The following is a 25,124-nucleotide window of genomic DNA, read 5'->3' on the forward strand; positions in this document are numbered from 1 at the left end:
GATCCGCGCCCACGTCGGTGGCGACGCCCACGCCGGCGCCCACGCCGGCGCCCGGGTACTCGCCCACGTCTGTGGCGACGCCACCACCGGCGTCCGCGCCCACTCCCGCTGCCTCTGCCGGGCGGCCCGCTGCCGCGTCCGCTCCGGAACCGGCCTCGGAGCTCCTGCCCGAGGCCGAGCCCCGGTTCAGGACCGAGGCGCAGGCGCAGGCCCTGCCCGAGGCCCCGGCCCAGGCGGAGCCCGAGTTCGTTCCCGCCGTGAACGTCGGGCACGAGCCGACCCAGGTGGTGCCCCGGCTCGTCCAGGACGCTCTCCGGGGACCGGAAGAGGGCCCCTGGGCGGGCCCCGCAGAGGGGCCGGACGCCACCAGGGTCGTGACGGAGCCGCCGGCACAGGAGCGGGCCGGCACGCGGGCAGAGGCAGGTGCCGAGGCGGAGGCGGAAGCGCGGGCGGAGGCGGAAGCGCCGGAGCCGGACGGGCCGGGTGAGGGCCGATGACGCCGGTGACGCCCGCGACCGGGGCGGACGGGGCCGGCAGGGCGGACGGGCGCGGCGATCCGGGTACGGACCCGGCGCCGCACCCGACGACGCGTCCCGGGCTCCCCGCCGCCGGCCGTGACTCGGGGCTGCTCGGCAAGCGGATCGCGGGCTACCTGGTGGAGGAGGAGATCGGGCGCGGCGGCATGGCGGTGGTCTACCGGGCCTTCGACGTCAAGCTGGAGCGGACGGTGGCGCTGAAGCTCCTCGCTCCGGAACTGGCCCGCAACGACACCTTCCGCAAGCGCTTCGCGCATGAGTCGCGGGTGGCCGCCGCCATCGACCATCCGCACATCGTGCCGGTCTTCGAGGCGGGCGAGACGGAGGGCGTGCTGTATATCGCGATGCGTTACGTGCCGGGGCAGGACCTGCGGGCGCTCCTCGACCGGGAGGGGCCGCTGGCCCCGGTGCCGGCGGGCCGGATCGCGGCGCAGGTGGCCTCCGCCCTGGACGCGGCGCACGCGCACGACCTGGTGCACCGGGACGTGAAGCCGGGCAACATCCTGGTGGCCGAGGGCACGGACCGGGACCACCCCGAGCACGTCTATCTGACCGACTTCGGGCTGACGAAGAAGTCGCTGTCGCTGACCGGGTTCACCACGGTCGGGCAGTTCGTGGGCACCCTGGACTACGTGGCGCCCGAGCAGATCTCCGGCAAGCCGGTGGACGGGCGTTGTGACGTGTACAGCCTGGCCTGCGTGGTCTTCGAGACGCTGACGGGCGTGCCGCCGTTCCGCAGGGACGACGACATGGCGCTGCTGTGGGCCCACCAGTACGATCCGCCGCCGCCCCTGTCGGAGGAGAGGCCGGGCCTGCCGGAGGCGGCGGACGAGGTGTTCGCCGTCGCGCTGGCGAAGTCTCCCGACGAGCGCTACGGCACGTGTCTGGAGTTCGTGACGGAGCTCCGCGCGGCCCTGGCGCGGGAGGCGGGCAGCGGCGGCACCGGCCGGACGGGCCGTGCGCGGAGCGACGAGTGGCGGCCCACGCCCCCGCCGGAGCCCCCGGCATGGGCACGTCCGGTGTTCCGGTCCCTTGGGCCGTGACGGCGGGCGTACGGATCATGATTGCGCGCCGGCCGGACCGCTGCGATCATCCGGTGACGCCGAGGGGATGATCGGCGACCAGGGGGGAATCATGCGTGAGGGATCTCGTGGCGCCGTACTGCACGGTGCCGCTGCTCGTGTGGCCGTCGGCGGCGCGGTTCTGGCCATGGCCCTGACGGGCTGTTCCGGCGGGTCCGGGAAGGACGGGTCGGCCGGCACCGGGACGCCCGCGGCCTCGTCGTCCGCGCCCGCGCCCACGCCGTCGCGGCCGTCCCGCGCGGAGGTCGCCCAGCGGACCGGCGCGCTGCTGACCACGACGCTCGGGTCCGGGGAAGCGGAGGACGCCGCGGGCCCGGGCGGGCTGATGCTGGTCGACGCGTGGTCGAGCGGCCAGGCCGAGTACGTGTGGGAGACGGCGGACGGGCGGCTGTGCCACGCCACGGTCGGCCCCGAGGTCGTCGGCGTGCGGGCGTGCCTGACGGAGCCGCACCAGCCGCCCCTCGGGAAGTCGGGCGGGACCAGCGGCCTCTTCACCTCGTTCGCCGAGGGCTGGGGGCGGATCTTCGCCGTCGACCACGCGAAGGTGACGGCCGCGAGCTGTGGCGGCGAGCCCGTCAAGGTCATCCCGATCGGCACGATCGCGGACGACGCCCGCACGCTGTACGCGGTGTGGTTCCCCGACTACACGAAGGGCGAGATCCTGCTGACGCTGCGGCACGGCGACAGGACGTCCCAGGCGCCCTTCACGCTCGGCGACGTCGGCGACGGCTCCTGCGCGGCGGCTCCCTAGGGGGTGTCCGCCGGGACCTCGCCGTGCCGCTGGACGCGGCTCGCGAGTAGCGCGCCCAGGAAGCCGGTCACCAGGCCCCAGAGCAGAGCCAGGCCGACGATCTTCCAGATGTGCGGCCGGAGCACGACGTCGGCGCCGAGCGCCCCGAGGTCGCCGATCCCGAGGATCGAGAGGCCGAAGCTCGCCTCGACGTTCGTGAGCGGGGCGACCACGAGCATGGTGACGGCGAAGGCGGCGCCGACGTGGACGGCGTGGCGCCACAGCGGGACGCCGGCGGGCGAGCGGACGGCGGCGAGGAAGGCGGCGGCGAGGACGAGGACCGCCGCGATCGGCAGCAGCCACCAGGCGCGCCCGTCGTAGGCGGCGAGAGCGGACAGGTCGACGGTCGACAGGTCCTTGCCGCCGTCGCCGCCGCGTAGCACCGAATCGAGGATCTGGGGCATCGGCAGGCCGAACGGGCCCTCGGCCCGGCCCTCCCAGGAGCCGCCGATGCCGATGCCGAGCGCGAGCCACGCCACGTTGGGCAGGCCGAGCAGCAGCACGGCGAAGGTCTCGGCGGCGTGCCCCTTCGTTGCGGCGACCACCAGTCCGATGACCAGGGCGACGAACACGTACGCGAGGAGCAGGAGCAGCATCGCGGAGGCCGCGGGCCGTACGGCCTGGTGGTGGCGGACGAGCCGGGGCGGCAGCGGCGTGCGGCGGGAGACGAGCAGGGCGACGACGAGGACGCCGAGGATCCACAGCAGGCCGTAGAAGAGCGTGGGTCCGACGTCCGTGGTGAAGCCGACTGAGGGATCGGTCGCGTCCAGGAGGTCCTTGAAGAGGTCGCCGAGGTCCCCGCTGTCCTCGGCGGTGCCGCCGCCGAGGCTGATCGGGAAGTCGTGCCGGGCCAGCGCGGACAGCCCGCCGAGCCCGGCGAGCCAGAGCAGGACGGTGGGCACGGCGAGGGCGAGGAGTGCGCGGGCGGGCGCGACGGCGTGGTGGCGCAGCGGGCGCAGGAAGACGCTTCCGGTGACGAGTGCGCCCACCAGGGTGACGGTGAGCGGCATGGCGTTGAGTTCGGCCTGGGTACCGGCGAGGGAGCCGGCCTCGCCGGAGAGCGAGACCTGGCCGCCCGTGGCCATGACGACGACCGCGGCGAGGACGGCGACGAACGCGCCGCTGCCGCCGGGCAGGTCGGCCGCGCCGGCGGCCCAGAGTCCCAGGCCGGCGGTGAGGCACATCGCCGCGTAGCCGGCGACGACGGCGGCGAAGGCCCAGGCGACGGCGTGCGTCGCCTGGGCGGTGGCGGCGCCGGACGCGGCCGTGCCGGGTGGGGTGGGGAGCCGGGTGCTCACCCTGCCCACGCTAATACCGGCGGCTTCCGACCGCTTGCGGACCGTCCTTCCGGCGGCCCGTCCGCCGGCGAGCCGTCGCTGGTCGGGCCGTCCGCTTGCGGGTGACCCCGGATCGGCGCACACAATGGGCGCGGAACGGAAGAAAGGGAAAAACGTGACTTCCCACCCGCCGTCCGGTCGGCCCTCAGTCCCTCCCAGCGGCCCGCCCTCGGGGCCCCTCTCGGGCCCCGGCACGCGCCCGGGCCAGACCCCTCCGCCACCGCCTCCCGGCCCTCCGCACGACGGCTCGGGCGGCGGCGGAGGCGGCCGTGGCGGTGGTCCGGGCGGCCCCGGCGGCGGTACGGGAGGAGGCGCGGCGCCCGGCGGTGGCGGCGGAGGCCCGTGGTGGCGCTCCGTGCCCAAGGTCGCCTCCCTGACGGCGATCGTGGTGGCCGCGGTCGCCCTGGTCGTCGTGCTGACCACGCGGAACGGCGGTGACGGCGGCAACCAGGCCGGTTCGGGCGGCGGCGAGGTGTTCCTGCAGAACACCTCCGCGAGCGGCCCGGATCCCTTCACCCGCTCGACGGCCCGTACGGACGACTCCACCCTCTCGCCGCCGCCGCTGCCGAGCGGGACCGGCACGGCGGTCAACGTGGCGCGCAGCGTCACGGGGTCGACGCCTGGCCTGTACGGCGGCACGCACCGCACGGCGAGCTGCGACGTCGAGAAGCAGGTCCGCTTCCTGACCGAGGAGCCCGCCAAGAACGCGGCCTTCGCCTCGGTCCTCGGCATCTCGGCCGGCGAAGTGCCGGGCTATCTGCGCTCCCTGACCTCGCTTCAGCTGCGGGTGGACACCCGGGTGACCAACCACGGCTTCAGCGGCGGGAAGGCCACCTCGTACCAGTCGGTGCTGCAGGCGGGCACCGCGGTCCTGGTCGACGACCACGGGGTGCCGCGGGTGCGGTGCGCCTGCGGCAATCCGCTGGCGCCGCCGGTCGCCCAGCAGTCGCCGAAGCAGGTCGGGGCCGCGTGGCCGGGCTACCGGACGGGCAACGTGGTCGTCGTCCAGCCGTCCGTGACGGTGATCAACGTCTTCGTGGTCTACGACCCGCACACGGACAGCTGGATCGCCAGGAAGACCGGCGGCACGGGGCACCGCCAGGACAAGCACACCACTCCCCCGCCGCCACCCACCCCCTCGAAGTCGACGTCGACGTCTCCCTCGACGTCCCCGTCGACCTCTCCGTCCTCTCCGGTGCCGTGCGTGACGATCACGGGTACGGAGACCCCGACGCCCGTCAACGGCGTGACTCCCTCGCCGTGCCCGTCGACGCTCACCCCGACCACTCCGACCCCGTCCACGTCGACCCCGACCCCGTCGGACTCGACGCCTTCGGACACAGCGCCGCCGACGCAGTCCTCGGGTCCCGAGTCGCAGCCCGCCACGGACCTGACCTCGTCGTCGTCCTCGCCACCCGCGCCGGGCGGGCCCGGCGGTCAGCCGCTGATCTGAGCGACCGGGTTCACGGCCTCGGGGCCCCACTCCCCGCGCCGCCCCGTCCTCCGGCGGGTGCGCAGGGAGCGGAGGAAGGCCCCGAGGCCCCACGGTTCGGCGATCCGCTCCTCGGTGCGCCGCTGCCAGGTCCTCTCGTCGCGATCGGTGAAGTGTCCGGACATCTCGCCTGCTCCTCTCCTGGGCCACCAGGCCAATGACAGGGAGTCTGTAGCCTTATTGGCCTGGACAGCAGAGCCAATGAGGAGTGATTGGCATGGCAGAGGGTCGAGTGGTCCGTTCCGTGGTCACCGCGTCCGACCGCACCCTGAGCGGCCGTCAGCTGGCGGCCCTGCTCACGCCGCCCGCCGAGGGCCGCTTCGGCTACCGCGAACTGGCCCGGGCGGTACGGCAGGCCCTGCTCGACGGACGGGTCGCGCTGCGGATGCGGCTGCCCGCCGAGCGCGAGCTCGCGGTGGCGCTCGGGGTGAGCAGGACGACCGTCACCGCCGCGTACGACCTGCTGCGCGAGAGCGGTTACGCGCACAGCCGGCAGGGCGCGGGCACCTGGACGGCGCTGCCCGACGGCCAGTCGCCGATCGGTCCGGCCGCACTGCACGGCGACACCGGCTCCGTGATCGACCTCGCTCTCGCCGCACCCGAGGCGCCTGCCGGCCTGGTGGCGCAGGCCCTGTCCGAGGCCGCCGCCGAGCTGCCGCGCTACACGGCGACCCAGGGCTACCACCCGTACGGGATCCCCGAGTTGCGTGCCGCGATCGCCGAGCGGTACACGGCACGCGGCCTGCCCACCCGCCCCGAGCAGATCCTCGTGACCACGGGCGCCCAGCAGGCACTCACCCTGGCCCTCGCGCTGCTCGGCGGCCCGGGCGACCGGGTCCTGGCGGAGAACCCCTCGTACACCAACGCCCTGGACGCGATGCGCGGCCACCGGATGCGGATCACCCCGGTACCGGTCACCGAGGCGGGCTGGGACAGCGGGCTCGTCGACGCGGCGCTGCGGCAGACGGCGCCGCGGCTCGCCTATCTCATCCCTGACTTCCACAACCCGACGGGCCGTCTGATGCCGGAGGAGCAGCGGCGCGAGGTGGCACAGGCGGCCCGGGCCACCGGCACGTGGCTGGTGGTGGACGAGACGCTGTCCGACATCGCCCTGGACGTGCCGGCGCCCCGGCCGTTCGCGGCCTCGGCCGGTCCCGGCACCGGGGAGCAGATCATCAGCGTGGGGTCCCTCAGCAAGAGCTGCTGGGGCGGGCTGCGGGTCGGCTGGGCGCGGGCTTCCTCGCGGGTGGTCACCGAGCTGGCGCGGGTACGGATCACCCACGACCTCGCCGGCTCGGTGCTCGACCAGCTGGTCGCCGTGGCCCTGATGGACCGGATCGACCCGCTGCTGCCCGGACGGGCGGCGGAGCTGCGGCGGCGCCGGGAGGCGCTGGTGTCCGCGCTCGCCCGGCACGTGCCGGAGTGGCGGTGGACGCTTCCGCCGGGCGGGCTGTGCCTGTGGATCGACCTCGGCCGGCCCTTCGCCTCGCAGCTCGCGGCGCGGGCCCTGCGGCACGGGGTGCGGGTCGAGGGCGGTGCCCGCTTCGGGGTGGATCCCGGGACCCACGAGCACCGGCTGCGGATCCCGTACGCGCTGCCGGCCGAGGTCTACGAGACGGCGGCGGAGCGGCTCGCGGCGGCCCTGGACGGCGCTCCGGCCCGGCTCTCGGACCCGCACCTGCCGGACTGGGTGGCCTGAGGCGGGGCCCGGGTGCCCGATAATCGGATGCCCCGGGCAAGCATTCCGGTTACGGTCGCCTGGTGGAACCACTGACCGACAAAGAGATCCGGTCGTCCTTCGTGAACTGCACGAAGGGCGACGCGGCCCGCATGAAGCTGCCGCTCGACTTCGCCGAACTCCCCTGGGAGGACCTGGACTTCCTGGGCTGGGTCGACCCGGGAGCGCCGCTGCGCGCCCACCTGGTCGTCCCGCGCCCCGAGGGCGTCGTCGGCATCACGCTGCGGGTGCCGGCGGTGGGCCGCACCAGCGCGACGAAGTCCAGCATGTGCCAGATCTGCCTGACCTCGCACGCCTCCTCCGGCGTGACCCTGCTCGCCGCGCCGCTGGCGGGCACGCGGGGCCGCGAGGGCAACACGGTGGGCACCTACATCTGCGCCGACCTCGCCTGCCCGCTGTACGTGCGGGGCAGGCGGCAGCCGAAGCTGCGCGGCCGGCGCCACGAGGAGTCCCTGACCCTGGAGGAGCAGGTCGACCGGATGAAGGGCAACCTCGACGCCTTCGTGGACCGGGTGACGGCCGGCTAGGGCCTGTCCGGCGGACCAGGGCCGGATGGGGCCCGGGGCGACGGCCCAGGGTGGGGGCGACAGGTCAGCGGAAGGCCTGCTCGCCGGTGAGCGCCTTGCCGATGACCAGGGAGTGCACCTCGCTGGTGCCCTCGTAGGTGAGGACCGACTCCAGGTTGTTGGCGTGGCGCAGCACCGGGTACTCCAGGGTGATGCCGTTGGCGCCGAGGATGGTGCGGCACTCGCGGGCGACGGCGATGGCCTCGCGGACGTTGTTCAGCTTTCCGAGGCTGATCTGCTCGGGGGCGAGCGTGCCGGCGTCCTTGAGCCGGCCGAGGTGGACGGCGAGCAGCATGCCCTTGCCGAGCTCCAGCGACATGTCGGCGAGCTTCTGCTGCGTCAGCTGGTACGAGGACAGCGGCCGCGCGAACACCGTGCGGTCGCCCGCGTACGAGATCGCCGCCTCCAGGCAGTCCCGGGCGGCGCCGAGGGCGCCGAAGACGATGCCGAAGCGCGCCTCGTTGAGGCAGCCGAGCGGGCCGGAGAGACCGCGGGCCCCGGGCAGCATCGCGTCGGCGGGCAGCCGCACGTCCTCCATGACCAGTTCGCTGGTGACGCTGGCACGCAGGGAGAGCTTCCGCTTGATCTCGGGCGCGCTGAAGCCGGGGGTGTCCGTGGGCACGACGAAGCCGCGGACACCGTCCTCGGTGCGGGCCCAGACGACGGCGACGTCGGCGACCGAACCGTTGGTGATCCACATCTTGGTGCCGTTGAGCACCCAGTCGGCGCCGTCGCGCTTGGCGTTGGTGCGCATGGCGCCCGGGTCGGAGCCGGCGTCCGGCTCGGTCAGGCCGAAGCAGCCGATGTACTCGCCGGCCGCCATCCCGGGCAGCCAGCGCTGCTTCTGCTCCTCGGAGCCGAACTTCCAGATCGCGTACATGGCGAGCGAGCCCTGCACGGAGACCAGCGAGCGCAGGCCGGAGTCGACGGCCTCCAGCTCCATGCACGCCAGGCCGTACGCCACCGCGTTGGTGCCCGCGCAGCCGTAGCCCTCCAGGTGCATGCCGAGGACGCCGAGACCACCCAGGGTGCGGGCCAGCTCGCGGGCGGGGATGGCGCCCGCCTCGAACCACTCGGCGACGTGCGGGCGCAGCTCGCGGTCGGCGAGCGCCCGTACGGTGCGGCGGATCTCCAGCTCCTCGTCCGTCAGGAGCCCGTCGATCGCGAACAGGTCGAGCGGGTGGACAGGCGACGGATTCGGGGACTTCGGCGACTTCACGGACGGCCTCCTGGCGACAGTGACAACTCGGCGGGCCGCAGCCTAGCGGGAGATCGGATATTGGATCCAGTATTGAATATGCGATCACCGGGGCGTACGGTCCGGCGTGGACCGGCGGGATCCGACGGCCCCGGAAGCGGGCCACGAAGGAGAGCGGTATGCGGGCGGAACGGCCGGAAGGCCCTGCGGACGACGCCCTGTCGGGGAGGCCGGCAGGGACTGCGGACGGCGTCCTGTCCGGGAGAGCGGAAGGGGCCATGGACGGCGGCGCCCTGGCCGGTGGGCCGGAGGGGGCTGTGCGGGCCGCCCTGGCCGGTGAGCCGGAAGGGGCCGCCGAGGGCGGCGCCCTGGGCGGGATCGTCGTGGCCGACTTCGGCCGGGTGCTCGCCGGCCCGTACATGACGATGCTCCTCGCGGACCTCGGCGCCGAGGTGATCAAGATCGAGCGTCCCGGTTCGGGCGACGACACGCGCGCCTGGGGCCCGCCCTTCGCCGACGGCCAGACCACGTACTTCCTCGGCGTGAACCGCAACAAGCGCTCCGTCGCGCTCGACCTGGCCGACCCGGCGGACCTGGAGACCGCCCGGGCGATCGTCGACCGGGCCGACGTCCTCGTGGAGAACTTCCGCCCCGGCACCATGGACCGCCTCGGCCTCGGCTACGAGCGGGTCCGGACCACCAACCCCGGCCTCGTCTACTGCTCCGTGACCGGATTCGGCTCCGCCGAGGGCGCCGCGCTGCCCGGCTACGACCTGCTCGTGCAGGCCATGGGCGGGCTGATGAGCGTCACCGGCGAGCCCGGCGGCCCCGGCACCAAGGCGGGTGTCGCGCTCGTGGACGTCATCACCGGCCTCCACGCGGGACTCGGCGTCCTGGCCGCGCTACGCCACCGCGAGCGGACGGGCGAGGGGCAGCGGATCGAGGTCTCCCTGCTGACCTCCCTGCTCTCCGCGCTCACCAACCAGGCCTCGGCCCACCTCGCCGCCGGCGTCGTACCGCGCGCCCTGGGCAACCGGCACCCCAGCATCACTCCGTACGAGGTGTTCGAGGCGAGCGACCGCCCGCTCGTGCTCGCCGTCGGCAACGACCGCCAGTTCCGTGCCCTGTGCGAACGGATCGGCAGCCCCGGCCTCGCCGACGACCCCCGCTTCGCCACCAACTCCGCCCGCGTCGCCCACCGGGAGGAGCTGGCCGCCGCGCTGTCCGGGCGGCTCGCGGCGCGCACCGCCGACGACTGGTTCGAGGAGCTGACCGCGGTCGGCGTGCCCTGCGGCCCGATCAACGACCTGTCCGGCGCCTTCGCGCTGGCCGACCGCCTCGGGCTCGGCCCGCGCGTCCCTGAGGAGGCAGCCGGGCCGGGGCAGGTCGCCCACCCCGTCACCTTCGGCGCCACGCCCGCCGCGTACCGCTCCGCTCCCCCGCGCCTCGGCGAGCACACCGCCGAGGTCCTGGCGGAGCTGGGGCTGAAGGAGCGTGGAGCGGTGGAGCCGGGACGGGAGGAGCCCGGCGAAGGAGCGCTCGGAGGGGCAGGGATCGCAGACGCAGGGATCGGGGAGCCAGGGATCGGGGAGCCAGGGCACGGGCAGGCGAGGCTCGGGCAGGCAGAGTTCGAAGGGACACAGCGATGAGCAGCGCGGTGGAGAGGCGGCGGCCGCCGACCGCCCAGCAGTTCGTCCTGGAAGAACTGCGACGCGCCATCACGACCGGGGAGTTGCGGCCCGGCGACCCGATCCGGCAGGACTCCCTCGCCGCGCGGCTCGACGTGAGCCGGGTCCCGCTGCGGGAGACGCTGAAGACCCTGGAGGCCGAGGGCCTGGTGGTGCACCACGTCCACCGGGGTTATTTCGTCGCCGAGTTGTCCATGGCGGATCTGGAGGAGATCTACCGGATCCGGCAGCTCCTGGAGACGGAGGCCGTCCGCGCCGCGCTCACCCGGATGCCGGACGGGCTGACCGACGCCCTGGATCAGATCCAGGAGGAGGTCGAACGGGCGGCCGGCACGGGCGACGTCACGGCCATGGCCGAGGCCAACCGGCGTTTCCACTTCGCCCTGATCGAGGCCTCCGGCATGCCGCGCCTGGTGCGGCTGATCGCCACCCTGTGGGACGCCACCGACGCGTACCGCGCGCTCTACTACGCCGAGGACCCGCACCGTGAGCAGGCGGTCCACGAGCACCGGGCGGTCATCTCGGCGGTGGCCGAGGGCGACGAGGCGGCGGCGGTGCGATGGCTCGACGAGCACCGCGACCACGCGGTGGCGGCGCTGCGCGCGGTACTCGACCTGGACTGAGCCCCTTTCCGCTCGGCCAGCGCGGCGCGGGCGAGGGGCCCGCGACCGACATCCGTGAGGGATCATGGACAAAGGAGCCGAGAAGGGACGGGACGAACGATGAGGCACCGCAGTGTCGCCGACCTCATGACGCCGACCGCGATCGCGGTGCAGCCGGGCACTCCGTTCAAGGAGATCGCCCGGCTGCTCGACGAGTACGGCATCACGGCCGTGCCGGTCGTGGACGAGGCGAACCGGCCGGTGGGGGTGGTCTCCGAGGCGGACCTGCTCAGGCGCCACACCGCGAAGGACGGCCCCAGCACCGCCGAGGCCATGATGTCGAGCCCGGTGGTCACCGCCCGCCCCTCATGGACGGCGGTGGAAGCAGCCCGGCACATGGAGCGGCACCGGGTGAAGCGGCTGCCGGTGGTGGACCCGGAGGGCCGGCTGATCGGCGTGCTCAGCCGCAGCGATCTGCTCCAGCTGTTCCTGCGGCGCGACCGGGCCATCCAGGAGGAGATCCTGGAGGACGTCGTGACCCGCATCCTGCGCCTGTCCCCCGCCTCCCTCCACATCGACGTGGCGGAGGGCCGGGTGACGCTGACCGGCAGCCTGCCGCGCAAGAGCCTCGCGCCGATCTTCGTACGCCTCTGCGAGGACGTGGACGGGGTCGTCGAGGTCGTGGACCGGCTCGCCTACGAAGACGACGAGGGGAACGGGCCGGGCTGAGCGGCCGCCGCCCCGTGATCCCGCGGGCGTGCCGTCCGGGAATCGGGCCGGGTCGTAGGTGCCACGGCAGCGCCCGGCCCGCCGGTGCGCTCGGCACCGGCGGGCCGGGACGGACTGCTGCGCGGCGGTCCGTCACTCGACCGCCTCCGGCCAGCCGTATCCGGGGCCGGTGCGCCGCGGCACGGTGTCGGCGCCCACGGCCTCCATCTCCCGGTCGGCCTCCCTCATCAGCTTTCCGGCCAGATCCTTCATGGCCCGGCCCGCGGCGAGCTCGTCGCCGATGACCGGTACGTCCACGTCGGACGGGTTGCAGCGGGCGCTGCCGTGTCCGGTGAGGGTCGACGTGCCGGTGTCCAGGCGCGCCTCCGCCTTGGTCCTGCCGCCTTCCTCGACCAGATCCACGCCGACCTTCCACTCCAGGTGCCGTGTCATGGTCCGCCTCCTCGTACCCGCGACCACGCGGAAGCGCCGCGCGGCCCTTCTCCTCTCAGCATCCCGCCGCGGACGGCTTCGCGCCACGGAGCGCACCTGGCTCCCGGGCCTGCTCCTCAGAGGGCACCTGGCTCCCGGGTCTGCTCCTCAGGCAGAAGCCTGCGGCCACGCCGTCCCCTGCGGCCGGGCCGTCACTTGCGGCCGACGCCCCCGTACATCGCGACGTCGGCCGCCGGCGTCTCCGGCCGCCACGCCGAGCACGAGACGACGCCGGGCTCGAGCAGTTCCAGGCCGTCGAAGTAGCGGGCGACGGCGGCGGGGGTGCGCTGGGTGAGTCGGGGGGTGCCGTGCTCGTTCCAGAACGCGACCGCCGCGTCGACGTCCGGCATGTCGGGATGCGTCACCGTGTGCGACAGGACGAGGTGGCTGCCGGGTGCGAGCGCGTCCATGAGGCGGCGGACGATGGCGTACGACTCCTCGTCGTCCTCGATGAAGATGACGACGCCGAGCAGCATCAGCGCGACCGGCTGCGAGAGGTCGAGCGTCTTCGAGGCGGCGGCGAGGATCGTGTCGACGTCCCTCAGGTCCGCGTCCAGGTAGTCCGTCCGGCCCTCGGGGGTCCCGACGAGCAGCGCGCGGGCGTGCGCGAGGACCAGCGGGTCGTTGTCGACGTACACGACCCGCGCGTCGGGGGCGACGCGCTGGGCGACCTCGTGGGTGTTGTCGGCGCTCGGCAGGCCGGTGCCGATGTCCAGGAACTGCCGTATCCCCGCTTCGGAGGCCAGGTGGCGAACGGCTCGCCCCAGGAACAGCCGGTCCGCCTTCGCGTACTCCCCGATCCCGGGATGCAACTGCCGGATCTGGTCACCGGCCTCCCGGTCGACGGGGTAGTTGTCCTTTCCGCCCGTCCAGTAGTTCCAGATCCGGGCGGTGTGGGGCCGGGACGTGTCGATGCGCGATTCGATGTCGGTCACCCCATCAACGTAACTCAGCACACCGGCAACTCCCTTTTCTGGCCGCCTCTTTGCCCGCTGCTGTTCATGTTGCCCCGACTCGTGCCCACCCCCGCGACGCGTCGTCGGCGTTGCGGAATGCCAGGCGTGGCGGGCCAGTTGGGACGGCCACCGGTGATCTATCGTCGGGTGGCGATCAACCACGGGAGGGGATGACAAGTGTTCGCGGTGATCTATCGGTGGCGTGCGCATCCGGGTAAGGAAGAGCTGCTCGTGGAAGGCTGGCACCGGGTGACGCTGGCCATTCACCGGGAGTGCGGGAGCTACGGCTCACGGCTGCACCAGGCGGATGACGGCACATGGGTGGCGTACGCGCGGTGGCCGGACGCGGAGACGCGGGAGCGGTGCGCCGTGCCGGACTCCGAGGGGGAGGCGATGATGCGGGAGGCGATCGCGGAGTACTTCCCGGAGACCCGGCTGCGCATCGCCGACGACCTGCTGGCGGAACCGGCGTCCGAGGCTCCGGCCACGGGTGGTCCGGCCGGCGGTGGTCCGGCCGGCGGTGACCGTGACGGCGTAGGCGCCGACGCTGACGTCGACGCCGACGTCGACGCCGTGTGAACGGCGTGGACGACGGTACGGACAGGTCCCGGCGGCCCTCGATGTGACCGTCGGGGCCGCCCCGCTACTTCGGGTCCTCGTCGAACTTCGACGTCGACCAGAAGTAGCCGAGTACCGCGAGGCCCAGGCACCAGGCGGCGGCGAGCCAGCCGTTGTGGCCGATTTCGGTGCCGAGGAGCAGTCCGCGCAGGGTTTCGATGGCGGGGGTGAAGGGCTGGTACTGGGCGATGGGCTGGAACCAGCCCGGCATGGCGTCGACCGGGACGAACGCGCTGGAGATCAGCGGCAGGAAGATCAGCGGCATCGCGTTGTTGCTGGCGGCCTCGGCGTTGGGGCTGACGAGGCCCATGCCGACGGCGATCCAGGTGAGGGCGAGGGCGAAGAGCACGAGGAGTCCGAAGGCGGCGAGCCATTCGACGGCGGTGGCGTCGGTGGAGCGGAAGCCGATGGCGAAGCCGACGGCGCCGACGAGGACGACGCTGGCCACGGACTGCAGGACGCTGCCGACGACGTGTCCGACGAGGACGGAGCCGCGGTGGATGGCCATGGTGCGGAAGCGGGCGATGATGCCCTCGGTCATGTCGTTGGCGACGGATACCGCGGTGCCGATGGTGGTGCTGCCGATGGTCATCAGCAGCAGGCCGGGGACGAGGTAGGCGATGTAGTCGGCGCGGTCGGCGCCGCTGCCGCCGATGCCGGCGCTCATGGTGTCGCCGAAGACGTAGACGAACAGCAGCAACAGCATGATCGGTGTGAGCAGCAGGTTCAGCGTGAGCGACGGGTAGCGCCGGGCGTGCAGCAGGTTGCGGCGGAGCATCGTGGACGAGTCGCGCACGGCGAGGGACAGGGAACTCATCGGGAGGTCTCCTGGGACTGGTCGGGCCGGCCCGGCACGGTGTCGGCGGTCAGGGCGAAGAACACGTCGTCGAGATCGGGCGTGTGGACGGTCAGTCCGTCCGCCTCGACGCCTGCGGCGTCCAGCCAGTCGAGGATGGAGCGCAGTTCGCGCTGGCTGCCGTCGCTCGGGAGCTGGAGGGTGAGGGCCTCGTCGTCGCGGGCGGCGTCGGTCAGGGCCGCGACGGCCCTCGTGTACGCGGCCGGGTCGGTGAAGCGGAGGCGGACGTGCCCGCCCGGCACGAGCCGCTTCAGCTCCTCCGCCGTGCCCTCGGCGGCGATCCTCCCGTCGTGGAGGACCGCGATGCGGTCGGCGAGCTCGTCGGCCTCCTCCAGGTACTGCGTGGTGAGGAAGACGGTCACGCCGTCCGCGACGAGCTCCCTGATGATCCGCCACATGTTGTGCCGGGAACGCGGGTCGAGACCGGTGGTCGGCTCGTCGAGGAAGATGATCCGCGGATCGCCGACCAGCGTCATCGCGATGTCGAGGCGCCGCTTCATGCCCCCCGAGTACGTCGACGCCGGCTTCTTCGCCGCCTCGGTCAGGTCGAAGCGCTCCAGCAGCTCCGCGGTCACCCGCCGCCCCTCCCGCTTCGGCAGGTGGTGCAGGTCCGCCATGAGCCACATGTTCTCCTCGCCGGTGATCAGACCGTCGACCGCGGAGAACTGACCCGTGACACCGATCGCCGCACGCACCGCCTGCGGATCGGCGGCCAGGTCGTGGCCCGCGACCTGCGCCTGCCCGCCGTCGGCCGTGACGAGGGTGGAGAGGATCTTGACGGCGGTGGTCTTGCCGGCGCCGTTCGGGCCGAGCAGCGCGAACACGGACCCCGCCGGGATGCGCAGATCGATGCCGTCGAGGACGGTCTTGTCGCCGTAGGACTTGCGCAGCCCGACGGTGGAGATCGCGACGGGCGACGGTGAACCACTCCCCCGCATGGGCATGGGCATGGGCATGACAGACGTGGGCATGGGCCCTCCCCTTCGGGGGCTGAAGTTGCTGGGGAATTGCTTGAAGTCGCTGGAGTCACGTCACCGGGAGGAGGCCCGAGCCGAGGAGGCCGGGCCCCTCGACGGCGGTCAGACCCTGGCGCGGAGGACGTCGATGTTGCCGAACTTGGTGCGGGCGCGGATCTTGACGGTGTCCTCGGCCTCTTCCGGGGCCTCGGAGGCGGTGAGGGTGTTGCGCACCTGGCCCGCGCCCGAGCTGACGTCGAGCCAGGCGGCGGTGCCCTCGCGGACACCGACCTCGATGGCGCCGTAGGAGGTCTCCAGCTGGACGGTGCCGCGGGCCACTTCGGCCACACGCAGGGTGCCGTGGGCGGTGGTGGCGGTGACCGAGCTCTCGGCACGCCGGATGTCGATGTCGCCGTTGGCGCCGCTCACCCGCAGGTCGCCGGTCGCGGCGCCGACGGCCGTGCTGCCGTGCGAGTTCTTCAGGACGGCGGGGCCGTCGACGAGGCCGACGCGCACGCTGCCGGAGCTGGTGGTGATCTCGGCCGCACCCTCGACCCGGTCCACGGTGATCGAGCCGTGCGAGGCCGTCAGGTGCAGCGGGCCGGTCGTGTCGAGGCGGGCGTCACCGGCCGAGGTCTTCACCCGGACCTCGCCGAGCCGGCCCTCACCGAGCACCTGCGCCCAGGCGCCGGTCAGGTCGACGTCCGAGCCCGCGGGCAGCTCGACCGTCACGTCGACGGAGCCGGGACGGCGCAGCGAGTTGCGCAGCTTCGGCGTCCTGATGGTCAGCGCGCCGTTCGCGTACTGGACCTCCGTCTGCTCGACGGTCCGCACGTCCCGGTCCTTCTTCGGGTCGCGGGGCCGTACCTCGACGACGGTGTCGACGCGGTCGCTCGCGGTGAAACGGATGGAACCGGCCTCGACGTGGGCGGTGACCGAGATCGGTGCGGGAGTGTCGAAAGAAGGCATGGCTGTCCCGTCCTCTTGGGTCTTCAGGGCGTCCCCGCTGGTGGGACGTGGTGTGGGTGAGGCGTGAAGGGTGACGTGGGGCGGGCGGAGTGCGGCTAGCGCACCCAGCCGGTGATGCTCTGCCCGATGGTCTGGGTGGTCTCGGCGGGTCGCGGCCTCGCGCCGCCGTGGACGGCGGCCGACACGGCCCGCACGAGCCACGCGTTGACCGAGAGGCCCTCTGCCGCGGCGGCCTCCTCGGCGCGGGCCTTCAGGTGCGCCGGCAGACGCAGGTTGACGCGGGCGGTGCCGCCCTCGTCGCCTTCGGCCGAGGCCGGGGCCCTGAACGGCTCGACGGGCGCGGTGTGTTCCACGGGGGCGCCGCGGTCGACGGGCGGCAGCGACACCACGAAGTCGGGGTCGAGCCCGCGCAGCCGCACGTCGACGGAGCCGGGCGCGATCTCGCGGGTGATCTCGTCCATGGCGGCGGAGAGCACGTTGAGCATGGTCAGCCGGGTCGCCGACTCCAAAGGAGCGGTGAGCCTCTCGGCCAGCTCGCGGGCGTCTTCCCCGCCGGCTTCGGCGGCCACCGCGAGTTCACGGCGGAGGGTGTCGACATACGGCGTGAGGTCCATGACGCAATAGTGGCACCACTGTGGCGCCACTTGCAAGCCCACGTGGCACCTCAGCCGACATTGCCAGGAGCTCACCCTCTCCGAGGCTGCAAGGATCTGCGGCAACCGAGCCGAGCCGACACGGCGCCACGAGCAGTGCGGGCCCAAGACGGGCGCCAGATGGCACTTCCTGGCGCCACCACCCGCCAACCAGCGTCGACCAGCGCCGATCAGCGCCGATCAGCGCCGAGAAGCGCCATTCGGCGGGGGACGGCGACCGAAAACGCCACCACGACGCCAGAGACATGGACAGCATGGCGCCAATCCGCTCCCGCATGGCGCCACGTGTGTGCCATGATGGCGCCACGGACGACGCACCCCTCGGTCTTCCGCGTCCTGGGGTGCGCGCTGCGCTGGTTGGCCATGGCACCAAGGGGGTCGGATCATGGACACGGCACGAAGCCGGGGGCGGGCGACACCCGGCGCCCTCGCTTCCTTCGCCCGCTTCACGCTCTGCGGCGGCGGCATCGGAGTCGCCTCCAGCTTCGCCGTGGCAGCGCTGGGCTCCTGGATCCCCTGGATCCTGGCGAACGCCCTGGTCACCGTGGTCTCGACGCTCCTCGCGACGGAGCTGCACGCCCGCTTCAGCTTCGGCGCCGGCGGGCGGGCGACCTGGCGGCAGCACGCGCAGTCGGCCGGGTCCGCGGCCGCCGCGTACGCGGTGACCTGCGCGGCGATGCTCGCCCTGCGGCAGCTGGTGGAGGCGCCCGGTGCGGCGCTCGAACAGGGCGTCTACCTGTCGGCCTCCGCGCTCGCCGGTGTCGCGCGGTTCGCCGTGCTGCGCCTGGTCGTCTTCGCACGGAACCGCTCGGGGGCCAGGGCGCCCGGCGCCCCTGCCGAGTCCGCCGATCCGTTCCGCCCCGCGCTGCCCGCCGCCCGCACCTGCGGGCACCACGGAAAGCCGCACCACGGAAAACCGGCCCTGTCCGCCTCCAGCCACCTCACCCAGCGGTACGTCCGGCTTGCCCTCGCGAGCCCACCGCACATCGCTCTCCACCGGAGGACACCATGCAGCACGAACCGACACCCCGACCCGACACGACCGAGCCCGTCACGCTCCCGGCACCTCGACCCGACACCACCGAGCCCGTCACGCTCCCGACGCGGCGCGCCGCCGGCTGCCCCTTCGACCCGCCCGCCGGCCTGGCGGAGCTGCGCGACGCGAGTCCGCTGGTCCGGATGACGTACCCGGACGGGCACGTCGGATGGCTCGCCACCGGTCACTCCACCGTCCGCTCCGTCTTGGGCGACCCCCGCTTCAGCTCCCGGTACGAGCTGATGCATTACCCCTTCCCCGGCGGCCCCGAAGGCCCGCTGCCGCCCGCGCCCGTCGGCGACATGACCGGGATGGACGCTCCCGGGCACACCCGCTTCCGACGGCTGCTCGCGGGGAAGTTCACTGTACGCCGCATGCGTCAACTCACCGAACGGGTACGGGAGATCACCGCCGAGCACCTGGACGCGCTGGAGCGGCGAGGCCCCGGGGCCGACCTCGTCGAGGCGTTCGCCCGGCCGATCCCCGCGTTGGTGATCTGCGAACTGCTGGGCGTGCCCTACGCCGACCGCGACCGCTTCCAGGACCACGCCCACACGCTGATGTCCCAGGACGTGGAGCCCGAGGAGCGGTACGCCGCGATGGTCGGGCTCCAGGAGTACATGGCCGGACTGGTCGCCGCCAAGCGCGCCGTGCCCTCCGACGACCTGCTCGGCGACCTCGCCCAGGAATCCGACCTCACGGAGGAGGAGCTGGTCGGCCTCGGGGGCTTCCTGCTCGCCGCGGGGCTCGACACCACCGCCAACATGATCGCCCATGGAACGTTCGCCCTGCTCGTCAACCCCGGCCAGACCGAGGCCCTGCGCGCGGACCCGGCGCTCGCCCCGCAGGCCGTCGAGGAGCTGATGCGCTATCTGACGATCGCGCACACCACCGTGAAGACCGCGCTGGAGGACGTCGAACTGGACGGGCGGACGATCAGGGCCGGCGAGACCGTCACCCTCTCCCTCGAGGCCGCCAACCGCGACCCGGAGCGCTTCCCCGGACCCGACGTCCTCGACCTGCACCGCAAGGCCACCGGACACCTCGGCTTCGGCCACGGCATCCACCAGTGCCTCGGCCAGCAACTGGCCCGCGTCGAACTGACCGTGGCTCTCCCGGCGTTGCTCGACCGGTTCCCCACCTTGCGCCTCGCCGTGCCGGCCGAAGAGGTGCCGCTGCGGACGGACATGAACATCTACGGGGTCCACCGCCTGCCGGTCGCCTGGGACGAGGACTGAGCCCGCCCATACCCGCCGCACACCGTCCGTCGCCGACGCGACACCTCCGCGTGCCGTCGGCGGCGCGACCGCTGCCGCCCGCAACCCACCCCACCACGACACTCACACCCGACAGGACACCACCACCGTGGCCACCTTGCTCTCCCGACTCGGCCGCTTCGCCTTCCGACGGCGGGGCCTCGTCCTCCTCCTCTGGCTCCTGGCGCTCGTCGGCGCGGGTTTCGCGGCCTCCACGGCCGCCGCCCCGCCCGCCGACACCTTCTCGATGCCCGGGACGGAGTCGCAGCGGGCGTTCGACCTCCTCCAGCGCAAGTTCCCGGACGCCCGCGCCGACGGCGCCGCCGCCCGGGTCGTCATCCGCGCTCCCGGCGGCGAGCAGGTCACCTCCGCCACCCGTAAGGCGCAGGTGGAGCGGCTCGTCGCCGACCTGGCCGAGGCACCTCAAGTCGCCGCCGTGGCCGACCCGTTCGCGGCGAACGCCGTGAGCGGCGACCGTACGACGGCGTACGCCTACGTCACGTACGAAACCAAGGCCACCGCGCTGACCGACGCCGCGCACGACGGTCTGACGGACGCGATGCGGCAGGCCCGTAAGGCGGGCCTGGTCGTCGAGGCCGGCGGGGACGCCGTCAAAACCGAGGCGACGATGAGCGGTACGGGCGAGAAGCTCGGCATCCTCGTCTCGGCCGTCGTCCTCCTGCTGACCTTCGGCTCCCTGGTCGCCGCCGGAATGCCGCTGCTGACGGCCCTGATCGGCGTCGGCATCGGGATCAGCGGCATCACCGCGCTCGGCAGCACGCTCGGCCTGTCGTCCACCACGACGACGCTCGCGATGATGATCGGCCTCGCCGTCGGCATCGACTACGCCCTGTTCATCGTGTCCCGCTACCGCTTCGAGATCGCCGACGGCCGTGAGCGCGCGGAGGCCGCCGCGCGTGCGGTGGGCACGGCGGGTTCGGCCGTCGTCTTCGCCGGACTCACCGTGATCATCGCCCTGGCGGGGCTCGCCGTGGTGAACGTCCCGATGCTCACCAAGATGGGTCTCACCGCGGCCGGCACGGTCGCCGTCGCCGTCCTCGTGGCCGTCACGTTCGTGCCCGCCCTCCTCGGCTTCGCACCCGTCAGGGTGCTCGCACGCCGCGAGCGCAGGCAGTACCTCGGCAAGCCGCTGTCGAGGCGTCAGCAGCGCAGGGCCGACAAGCGGGCCGCCCGCCGCAGGCCCGCCCTCGGCGCCCGCTGGGCCGCGCTCGTCCTGCGCCACCCCGTCGCCGTCCTGCTGCTCGGCGTCGTCGGCCTGGGCGCGGTCGCCGTGCCCGCCGCGAGCCTCGAACTGGGCCTGCCCGGCGAGGGCTCCATGGCCGCGCACACCACCCAGCGCAAGGCGTACGACCTGCTGGCGGACTCCTTCGGCCCCGGCTTCAACGGGCCCCTGACGATCACCGTCCGCGCCGAGGACGCGCGGGGCGCGGCCACCGCGGTCGGCAAGGAGCTCGCCACGCGCCCGGGCGTCGCCGCCGTCTCCCCCGCCACCCCCAACAAGGCGGGCGACACCGCGATCCTCACCGTGACACCCACGACCGGTCCGACCGACGAGCGCACCGAGGAACTGGTCCGCTCGCTGCGCGCCCTCGCGCCCCGCCTGGAGTCCGGCACGGGTGCGACGGAGATCCTGGTCGCCGGGCAGACCGCGATGTTCATCGACTTCTCGCAGACCCTCGACGACGCCCTCGTGCCCTACCTGGCGCTGGTGGTCGGCCTGGCGTTCCTGCTGCTCATGGTCGTCTTCCGGTCCCTGCTCGTCCCGCTGAAGGCGGCCCTCGGCTTCCTGTTGTCGGTGACCGCCGCGCTGGGCGCCGTCGTCGCCGTCTTCCAGTGGGGCTGGCTCGCCGACGTTCTCGGCGTCGAGCAGCCCGGCCCGGTGATGAGCATGATGCCGATCTTCATGATCGGCGTGGTCTTCGGTCTGGCGATGGACTACGAGGTCTTCCTGGTGTCCCGGATGCGCGAGGCGTACGTCCACGGCGCCCGGCCCGCCGAGGCGGTCGTCACCGGCTTCCGGTACGGCGGGCGGGTCGTGACCGCCGCGGCGATCATCATGACCAGCGTCTTCGGCGGCTTCGTCATGGAGTCCGACGACTTCGTCAAGATGATCGGCTTCGGCCTCGCCACGGCCGTCCTCTTCGACGCCTTCGTCGTCCGCATGGCCGTCGTCCCCGCCCTCTTCGCCCTCCTCGGCAGGTCCGCCTGGTGGCTGCCGAAGTGGCTCGACCGGCTCCTGCCGGACATCGACGTCGAGGGCGAGAAGCTCGCGCGTCCGGACGGCGGGTCCGGCCGGCACCCGGTGCGGCAGGACCAGCTCGTGGGCTGACCGGCCGGGACCCGCGGGACGCGACGGCCGTGTCGCGTCCCGCGGGATCAGTCCGTCTGCTCCGCCCGTATGCGGGCGATGAGCAGGGCCACGTCGTCGCGGTCGCCGGGCTGCCGCAGCTCGCGCAGCAGGAGGTCGCAGGTGTCCTCCAGATCGCGGTCGGGGCCGGCGAGCAGGGAGAGGAGGAGGGCGAAGCGCTCGTCGAGGGGTTGGTCGCGGGTCTCCACCAGGCCGTCCGTGTAGAGGACCAGCTGGTCCCCCGGGCTCAGGCCGAGACGGGTGGTGTGGAAGGGGACGCCGCCCACCCCGAGGGGGGCGCCGGTCGGCAGGTCGAGGAGCTCCGGAGCCCGCCCCGGTCGCATGAGGACCGGTGGCAGGTGTCCCGCCACCGAGATGCTGCACTGCCGGCCGTGCGGGTCGTGGACGGCGTAGACGCAGGTGGTGAAGGTGTGGTCCATGCCGGCGGTCGCCTGGTCGAGGTGGTGCAGGACCTGGGACGGATCCAGGTCGAGCTGGGCCAGGGTGCGGGTGGCGGTGCGGAGCTGGCCCATGGTCGCCGCCGCGTCGATGCCGCTGCCCATGACGTCACCGATGATCAGGGCAGTCTTGTCGGCGGGGAGGGCGATGACGTCGAACCAGTCGCCGCCGATCTCACTGGTCGCGCCCGCCGGCTCGTAGCGGTGGGCGATGCCGAGCCCGGGCCGCCGTGAGGGCCGGTTCGGCAGCAGGTTGCGCTGGAGCGTGAGGGCGGCATGGCGCTGGCTCTGGTACCAGCGGGCGTTGTCGATGCACACGGCGGCGCGGGCGGCGAGCTCCCCGGCCAGGGTGACGTCGTCCTCGTCGAACGGCGCCGGGTTCCGGGCCCGCATCAGGCCGAGGGCGCCGATCACCTCGCCGCGGGCGATCAGCGGCAGCGCGAGGTACGAGTGGATGCCGGCCGCGGCGAGGACGGCGGCGGATGCGTCGTCCCGGGCGATGCGGCGCAGGTCCTCGCCGGTCACCGTCGCCCTCAGGACGGGGCGGCCGGTGTTCACGCAGCGGGTGACCAGCCGGTCCGCGGCGTACTCGGCGAGGTCACCGACGCGGTCCGGGGCCTCGACGGCCTCGCTCGGGTACGCCGAGACCACCGCGAGCGCCCGGAAGCGCGCCGGGCCGGCCGGCATCCCCGACGTACGCAGGCCCTGGAGGACGCTGTCGAGGACGTCCACCGTGACCAGGTCGGCCGTCTCCGGCACGCACACGTCGGCCAGTTCCCGCGCCGTCTGCTTCAGGTCGAGGGTGGTGCCGATCCGTACGGACGCGTCGGCGACCAGCGCGAGCCGGCGCCGTGACCGGGCGGCGTCGGCGGCCGCCCGGTGCTGTCCGGTGACGTCCACCACCGAGGTGGCCAGGCCCAGGACCCGTCCGGACGGGTCCTCCAGCCGGTAGAAGGAGACGGACCAGGCGTGCTCCTGGCCCGGATCGACGGGGGTTTCCCCGACCACGAACCGGTCGAGGGCGGGGACTCCCGTGGCCAGGACCTCGCGCATCACCGCCGTGACGGCCTGGCCGGCCAGGAACGGCGGCGTCTCGCCCTCCGCCGGGCCGGCGGTGTCCTGGCCGGGGCGGCGGTTCATGCCTTCCAGCGCCGGGTTGACCAGCACGAACCGCAGGGCGGTGTCCATGACGCCCAGGCCGATCGGCGACTGGGAGATCAGCCGCAGGGACAGTGCCAGGTCGCGCTCCACGCGCCGCAGCGTGCCCTGGTCGGTGGCGATCCCCAGCGCGTAGCGGCCGCCCTTGTCGTCGTCCAGCCGCATGTTGCGGAACTCCACCATCCGCGTGGTGCCGTCCTTGTGCCTGACGGGGAAGCCGCCCGCCCAGCGCCGCCCGCTCTCCATCACGCGGGTGAACAGCTCGATGACGAGATCGAGGTGCTGCTCGTCGACCAGCAGACGGCCCGCGAACCGTCCCAGCGCCTCGTCGGCGGAGTAGCCGAACAGCTCCTGGGCCTGCGGGCTCCACAGCGCGATCCGTCCGCTGTCGTCCAGCACCACCGCGGCCAGGCTGAGCACGTCCAGCAGCCCGCCAGGGGCCGCCGGCTGCTCACCCGTCCCGCCGACCTCGTCCCGGAACGCATCGGACGTACTCACCCGGGAACCCCTTCCGCCCACCGGTTCGAGCGCGGCCCCCTCACTGGCGGACCGCGGGCTCGGACCTCCGCTCGCCTCCCGCTTCCCCCATCGTCTCTCCGAACCGGCCGCCGAGCGCCCCGCGGGCAACCGGCGGCGCGCCGGCGGCAGGAAGCGGGCTACGGGCGTTCCGCCGTGACCAGCCAGGACGCGCTGCGCAGCAGGACCGTGCCGTCCGCCGCCTCGTGGTCGCGCAGGTGGTCCGTGAGCGCGCGGCGGGCTCGCTCCCGCGCGGCCGTGCCGACCTGGTCCATCGCATGGCGGCCGGGACCGGTGCCCAGCAGGAAGTCCGCCGCGTCGTCTGCTCCGGCGCCCCATGCCCCGTACGCCTCGACGGAGTCGACGGCCAGGCCGGTGAATCCGGCGGATGTGAGGACGGCACGGATCCGGTCGGGGAACGACAGGGAGAACATGCCGGGCAGCCCGGGCGTCCCGAAGTCGCCGACCGGCAGGATGCCGCGCAGTGCCGTCATGGCGACGACCCAGCCGTTGTGCGCGGGCTCGGCGGGGCAGACGAACGCCAGACGTCCGCCGGGGCGCAGCGCCCGGCCGATGTTGCCGAAGGCCGCTTCGGGGTCGGCGAAGAACATCACCCCGTAGCGGCTGATCGCCGCGTCGAACCCGGCCGCCTCGAAGGGGTACGCCTGCGCGTCCCCCTGCTCGAACGTCACGTTGGCGATGCCCTCGGCCGCCGCCCGGTTCCGCGCCTCGCCCAGCATGGGCCCCGACAGGTCCAGTCCCAGGGCGCTTCCTCTCGGTGCGCGGCGGGCGGCGAGGCGGGTGGTCTGCCCGGCACCGCAGCCGATGTCGAGCGTCCGGTGCCCGTCGGTGATGCCGGCGGCGTCGAGCAGCGGCTCGTTGAAGCCCTCGTTCACGGCGTTCCACCGGTCCTGGGTGCGGGCCCAGTGGGCGCCTTCACTGCCGTTCCACGCGAGTGCCTGCTCGGCGTTGACGATGTCCGGCACGGGTGCCTCCTTGGTACGTGACAACTGAGAATGGGCGTGCGCCCAAACTGTATGGGCGTGCGCCCAAACTGGCAATGCGCTTACGATCCGAGGGTCCGCGCCGATGACG

22 protein-coding genes and 2 pseudogenes are annotated in these 25,124 nt (G+C 73.5%); 13 read left to right on the forward strand and 11 right to left on the reverse strand.

The window, feature by feature from the left end; genetic code table 11:
- The 3 genes and pseudogenes from ACFWJO_RS20040 to ACFWJO_RS20050 all read left to right on the forward strand — a co-directional run.
- Nucleotides 1-497, forward strand: a pseudogene (locus ACFWJO_RS20040) (hypothetical protein); the annotation flags it as partial.
- On the forward strand, nt 494-1,579 hold the full coding sequence (locus ACFWJO_RS20045; protein WP_386866869.1) for a serine/threonine-protein kinase: 1,086 nt from the start codon (nt 494-496) through the stop codon (nt 1,577-1,579). The pseudogene ACFWJO_RS20040 and the gene ACFWJO_RS20045, both read left to right, overlap by 4 nt.
- Nucleotides 1,580-1,670: 91 nt before the next feature.
- Nucleotides 1,671-2,369, forward strand: coding sequence for a hypothetical protein (locus tag ACFWJO_RS20050; RefSeq protein WP_386866870.1), 699 nt, complete (start codon nt 1,671-1,673; stop codon nt 2,367-2,369).
- Here the strand turns inward: ACFWJO_RS20050 and ACFWJO_RS20055 are convergent.
- Nucleotides 2,366-3,706 (reverse strand): streptophobe family protein, encoded by a 1,341-nt coding sequence (locus tag ACFWJO_RS20055; RefSeq protein ID WP_386866872.1) that lies wholly within the window; start codon nt 3,704-3,706, stop codon nt 2,366-2,368. The two genes, ACFWJO_RS20050 and ACFWJO_RS20055, sit on opposite strands and share 4 nt — an antisense overlap.
- Nucleotides 3,707-3,830: 124 nt before the next feature.
- On the opposite strand from ACFWJO_RS20055, the gene ACFWJO_RS20060 reads away from it, so the two are divergent.
- Nucleotides 3,831-5,198 (forward strand): DUF6777 domain-containing protein, encoded by a 1,368-nt coding sequence (locus tag ACFWJO_RS20060; RefSeq protein WP_386866873.1) that lies wholly within the window; start codon nt 3,831-3,833, stop codon nt 5,196-5,198.
- Here ACFWJO_RS20060 and ACFWJO_RS20065 read toward each other — a convergent pair.
- Complete coding sequence (locus ACFWJO_RS20065; RefSeq protein WP_386866875.1) at nt 5,183-5,362, reverse strand: hypothetical protein; 180 nt, start codon at nt 5,360-5,362, stop codon at nt 5,183-5,185. The two genes, ACFWJO_RS20060 and ACFWJO_RS20065, sit on opposite strands and share 16 nt — an antisense overlap.
- Before the next feature lie 92 nt (nt 5,363-5,454).
- On the opposite strand from ACFWJO_RS20065, the gene ACFWJO_RS20070 reads away from it, so the two are divergent.
- Nucleotides 5,455-6,936 carry a PLP-dependent aminotransferase family protein gene (locus tag ACFWJO_RS20070; protein WP_386866877.1) on the forward strand — a complete coding sequence of 494 codons (1,482 nt, stop codon included), beginning with the start codon at nt 5,455-5,457 and terminating at the stop codon, nt 6,934-6,936.
- Nucleotides 6,937-6,998: 62 nt separating this feature from the next.
- On the forward strand, nt 6,999-7,502 hold the full coding sequence (locus tag ACFWJO_RS20075) for an FBP domain-containing protein (protein WP_386866879.1): 504 nt from the start codon (nt 6,999-7,001) through the stop codon (nt 7,500-7,502).
- A gap of 64 nt (nt 7,503-7,566) precedes the next feature.
- Here the strand turns inward: ACFWJO_RS20075 and ACFWJO_RS20080 are convergent, their stop codons facing one another.
- Complete coding sequence (locus ACFWJO_RS20080; RefSeq protein WP_386866881.1) at nt 7,567-8,760, reverse strand: acyl-CoA dehydrogenase family protein; 1,194 nt, start codon at nt 8,758-8,760, stop codon at nt 7,567-7,569.
- A gap of 257 nt (nt 8,761-9,017) precedes the next feature.
- On the opposite strand from ACFWJO_RS20080, the gene ACFWJO_RS20085 reads away from it, so the two are divergent.
- The 3 genes from ACFWJO_RS20085 to ACFWJO_RS20095 all read left to right on the forward strand — a co-directional run bounded on the left by ACFWJO_RS20085 (nt 9,018) and on the right by ACFWJO_RS20095 (nt 11,758).
- On the forward strand, nt 9,018-10,388 hold the full coding sequence (locus ACFWJO_RS20085; RefSeq protein WP_386866883.1) for a CaiB/BaiF CoA transferase family protein: 1,371 nt from the start codon (nt 9,018-9,020) through the stop codon (nt 10,386-10,388).
- Nucleotides 10,385-11,050 (forward strand): GntR family transcriptional regulator, encoded by a 666-nt coding sequence (locus tag ACFWJO_RS20090; protein ID WP_386866885.1) that lies wholly within the window; start codon nt 10,385-10,387, stop codon nt 11,048-11,050. Before ACFWJO_RS20085 ends, ACFWJO_RS20090 begins: the two co-directional genes overlap by 4 nt.
- Before the next feature lie 99 nt (nt 11,051-11,149).
- Nucleotides 11,150-11,758 (forward strand): CBS domain-containing protein, encoded by a 609-nt coding sequence (locus ACFWJO_RS20095; RefSeq protein ID WP_386866886.1) that lies wholly within the window; start codon nt 11,150-11,152, stop codon nt 11,756-11,758.
- Between the two features lie 132 nt (nt 11,759-11,890).
- Here the strand turns inward: ACFWJO_RS20095 and ACFWJO_RS20100 are convergent, their stop codons facing one another.
- Nucleotides 11,891-12,190, reverse strand: coding sequence for a DUF1876 domain-containing protein (locus ACFWJO_RS20100; RefSeq protein WP_384423622.1), 300 nt, complete (start codon nt 12,188-12,190; stop codon nt 11,891-11,893).
- A gap of 191 nt (nt 12,191-12,381) precedes the next feature.
- Complete coding sequence (locus tag ACFWJO_RS20105) at nt 12,382-13,164, reverse strand: SAM-dependent methyltransferase (RefSeq protein ID WP_386866888.1); 783 nt, start codon at nt 13,162-13,164, stop codon at nt 12,382-12,384.
- Between the two features lie 252 nt (nt 13,165-13,416).
- Here ACFWJO_RS20105 and ACFWJO_RS20110 point away from each other — a divergent pair, with 252 nt between their 5' ends.
- Nucleotides 13,417-13,764 (forward strand): hypothetical protein, encoded by a 348-nt coding sequence (locus ACFWJO_RS20110; RefSeq protein ID WP_386866890.1) that lies wholly within the window; start codon nt 13,417-13,419, stop codon nt 13,762-13,764.
- 64 nt (nt 13,765-13,828) lie between these two features.
- Here the strand turns inward: ACFWJO_RS20110 and ACFWJO_RS20115 are convergent, their stop codons facing one another.
- The 4 genes from ACFWJO_RS20115 to ACFWJO_RS20130 all read right to left on the reverse strand — a co-directional run bounded on the left by ACFWJO_RS20115 (nt 13,829) and on the right by ACFWJO_RS20130 (nt 17,198).
- Nucleotides 13,829-14,620, reverse strand: coding sequence for an ABC transporter permease (locus ACFWJO_RS20115; RefSeq protein ID WP_386866892.1), 792 nt, complete (start codon nt 14,618-14,620; stop codon nt 13,829-13,831).
- Nucleotides 14,617-15,609: an ATP-binding cassette domain-containing protein gene (locus ACFWJO_RS20120; RefSeq protein WP_386867066.1), complete on the reverse strand. Its 993-nt coding sequence runs from the start codon at nt 15,607-15,609 to the stop codon at nt 14,617-14,619. The genes ACFWJO_RS20115 and ACFWJO_RS20120 overlap by 4 nt, the downstream gene beginning before the upstream one ends.
- A 129-nt stretch (nt 15,610-15,738) precedes the next feature.
- Nucleotides 15,739-16,584, reverse strand: a complete 846-nt coding sequence (locus ACFWJO_RS20125) for a DUF4097 domain-containing protein (protein WP_386866894.1) — start codon at nt 16,582-16,584, stop codon at nt 15,739-15,741.
- Nucleotides 16,585-16,679: 95 nt separating this feature from the next.
- Nucleotides 16,680-17,198, reverse strand: a complete 519-nt coding sequence (locus ACFWJO_RS20130; protein WP_386866896.1) for a toxin-antitoxin system HicB family antitoxin — start codon at nt 17,196-17,198, stop codon at nt 16,680-16,682.
- A 424-nt stretch (nt 17,199-17,622) separates the two neighbouring features.
- Between ACFWJO_RS20130 and ACFWJO_RS20135 the strand changes: the two are divergent.
- The 3 genes and pseudogenes from ACFWJO_RS20135 to ACFWJO_RS20145 form a co-directional block, all read left to right on the forward strand.
- Nucleotides 17,623-18,105: pseudogene (locus ACFWJO_RS20135) on the forward strand (hypothetical protein); the annotation flags it as partial.
- A gap of 140 nt (nt 18,106-18,245) precedes the next feature.
- The gene (locus tag ACFWJO_RS20140; protein WP_386866898.1) at nt 18,246-19,511 is read left to right on the forward strand and encodes a cytochrome P450; all 1,266 of its coding nucleotides are present in this window, start codon (nt 18,246-18,248) and stop codon (nt 19,509-19,511) included.
- 127 nt (nt 19,512-19,638) lie between these two features.
- Nucleotides 19,639-21,879 carry an MMPL family transporter gene (locus tag ACFWJO_RS20145; protein ID WP_386866900.1) on the forward strand — a complete coding sequence of 747 codons (2,241 nt, stop codon included), beginning with the start codon at nt 19,639-19,641 and terminating at the stop codon, nt 21,877-21,879.
- Between the two features lie 47 nt (nt 21,880-21,926).
- On the opposite strand, the gene ACFWJO_RS20150 is transcribed toward ACFWJO_RS20145, so the two are convergent.
- On the reverse strand, nt 21,927-24,011 hold the full coding sequence (locus tag ACFWJO_RS20150) for a SpoIIE family protein phosphatase (protein WP_386866902.1): 2,085 nt from the start codon (nt 24,009-24,011) through the stop codon (nt 21,927-21,929).
- Between the two features lie 158 nt (nt 24,012-24,169).
- On the reverse strand, nt 24,170-25,015 hold the full coding sequence (locus tag ACFWJO_RS20155; RefSeq protein ID WP_386866904.1) for a class I SAM-dependent methyltransferase: 846 nt from the start codon (nt 25,013-25,015) through the stop codon (nt 24,170-24,172).
- Nucleotides 25,016-25,124 lie beyond the last annotated feature (109 nt).

Origin of the sequence: Streptomyces sp. NPDC127092, assembly GCF_042722475.1 — a bacterium.
Lineage (GTDB): Bacteria > Actinomycetota > Actinomycetes > Streptomycetales > Streptomycetaceae > Streptomyces.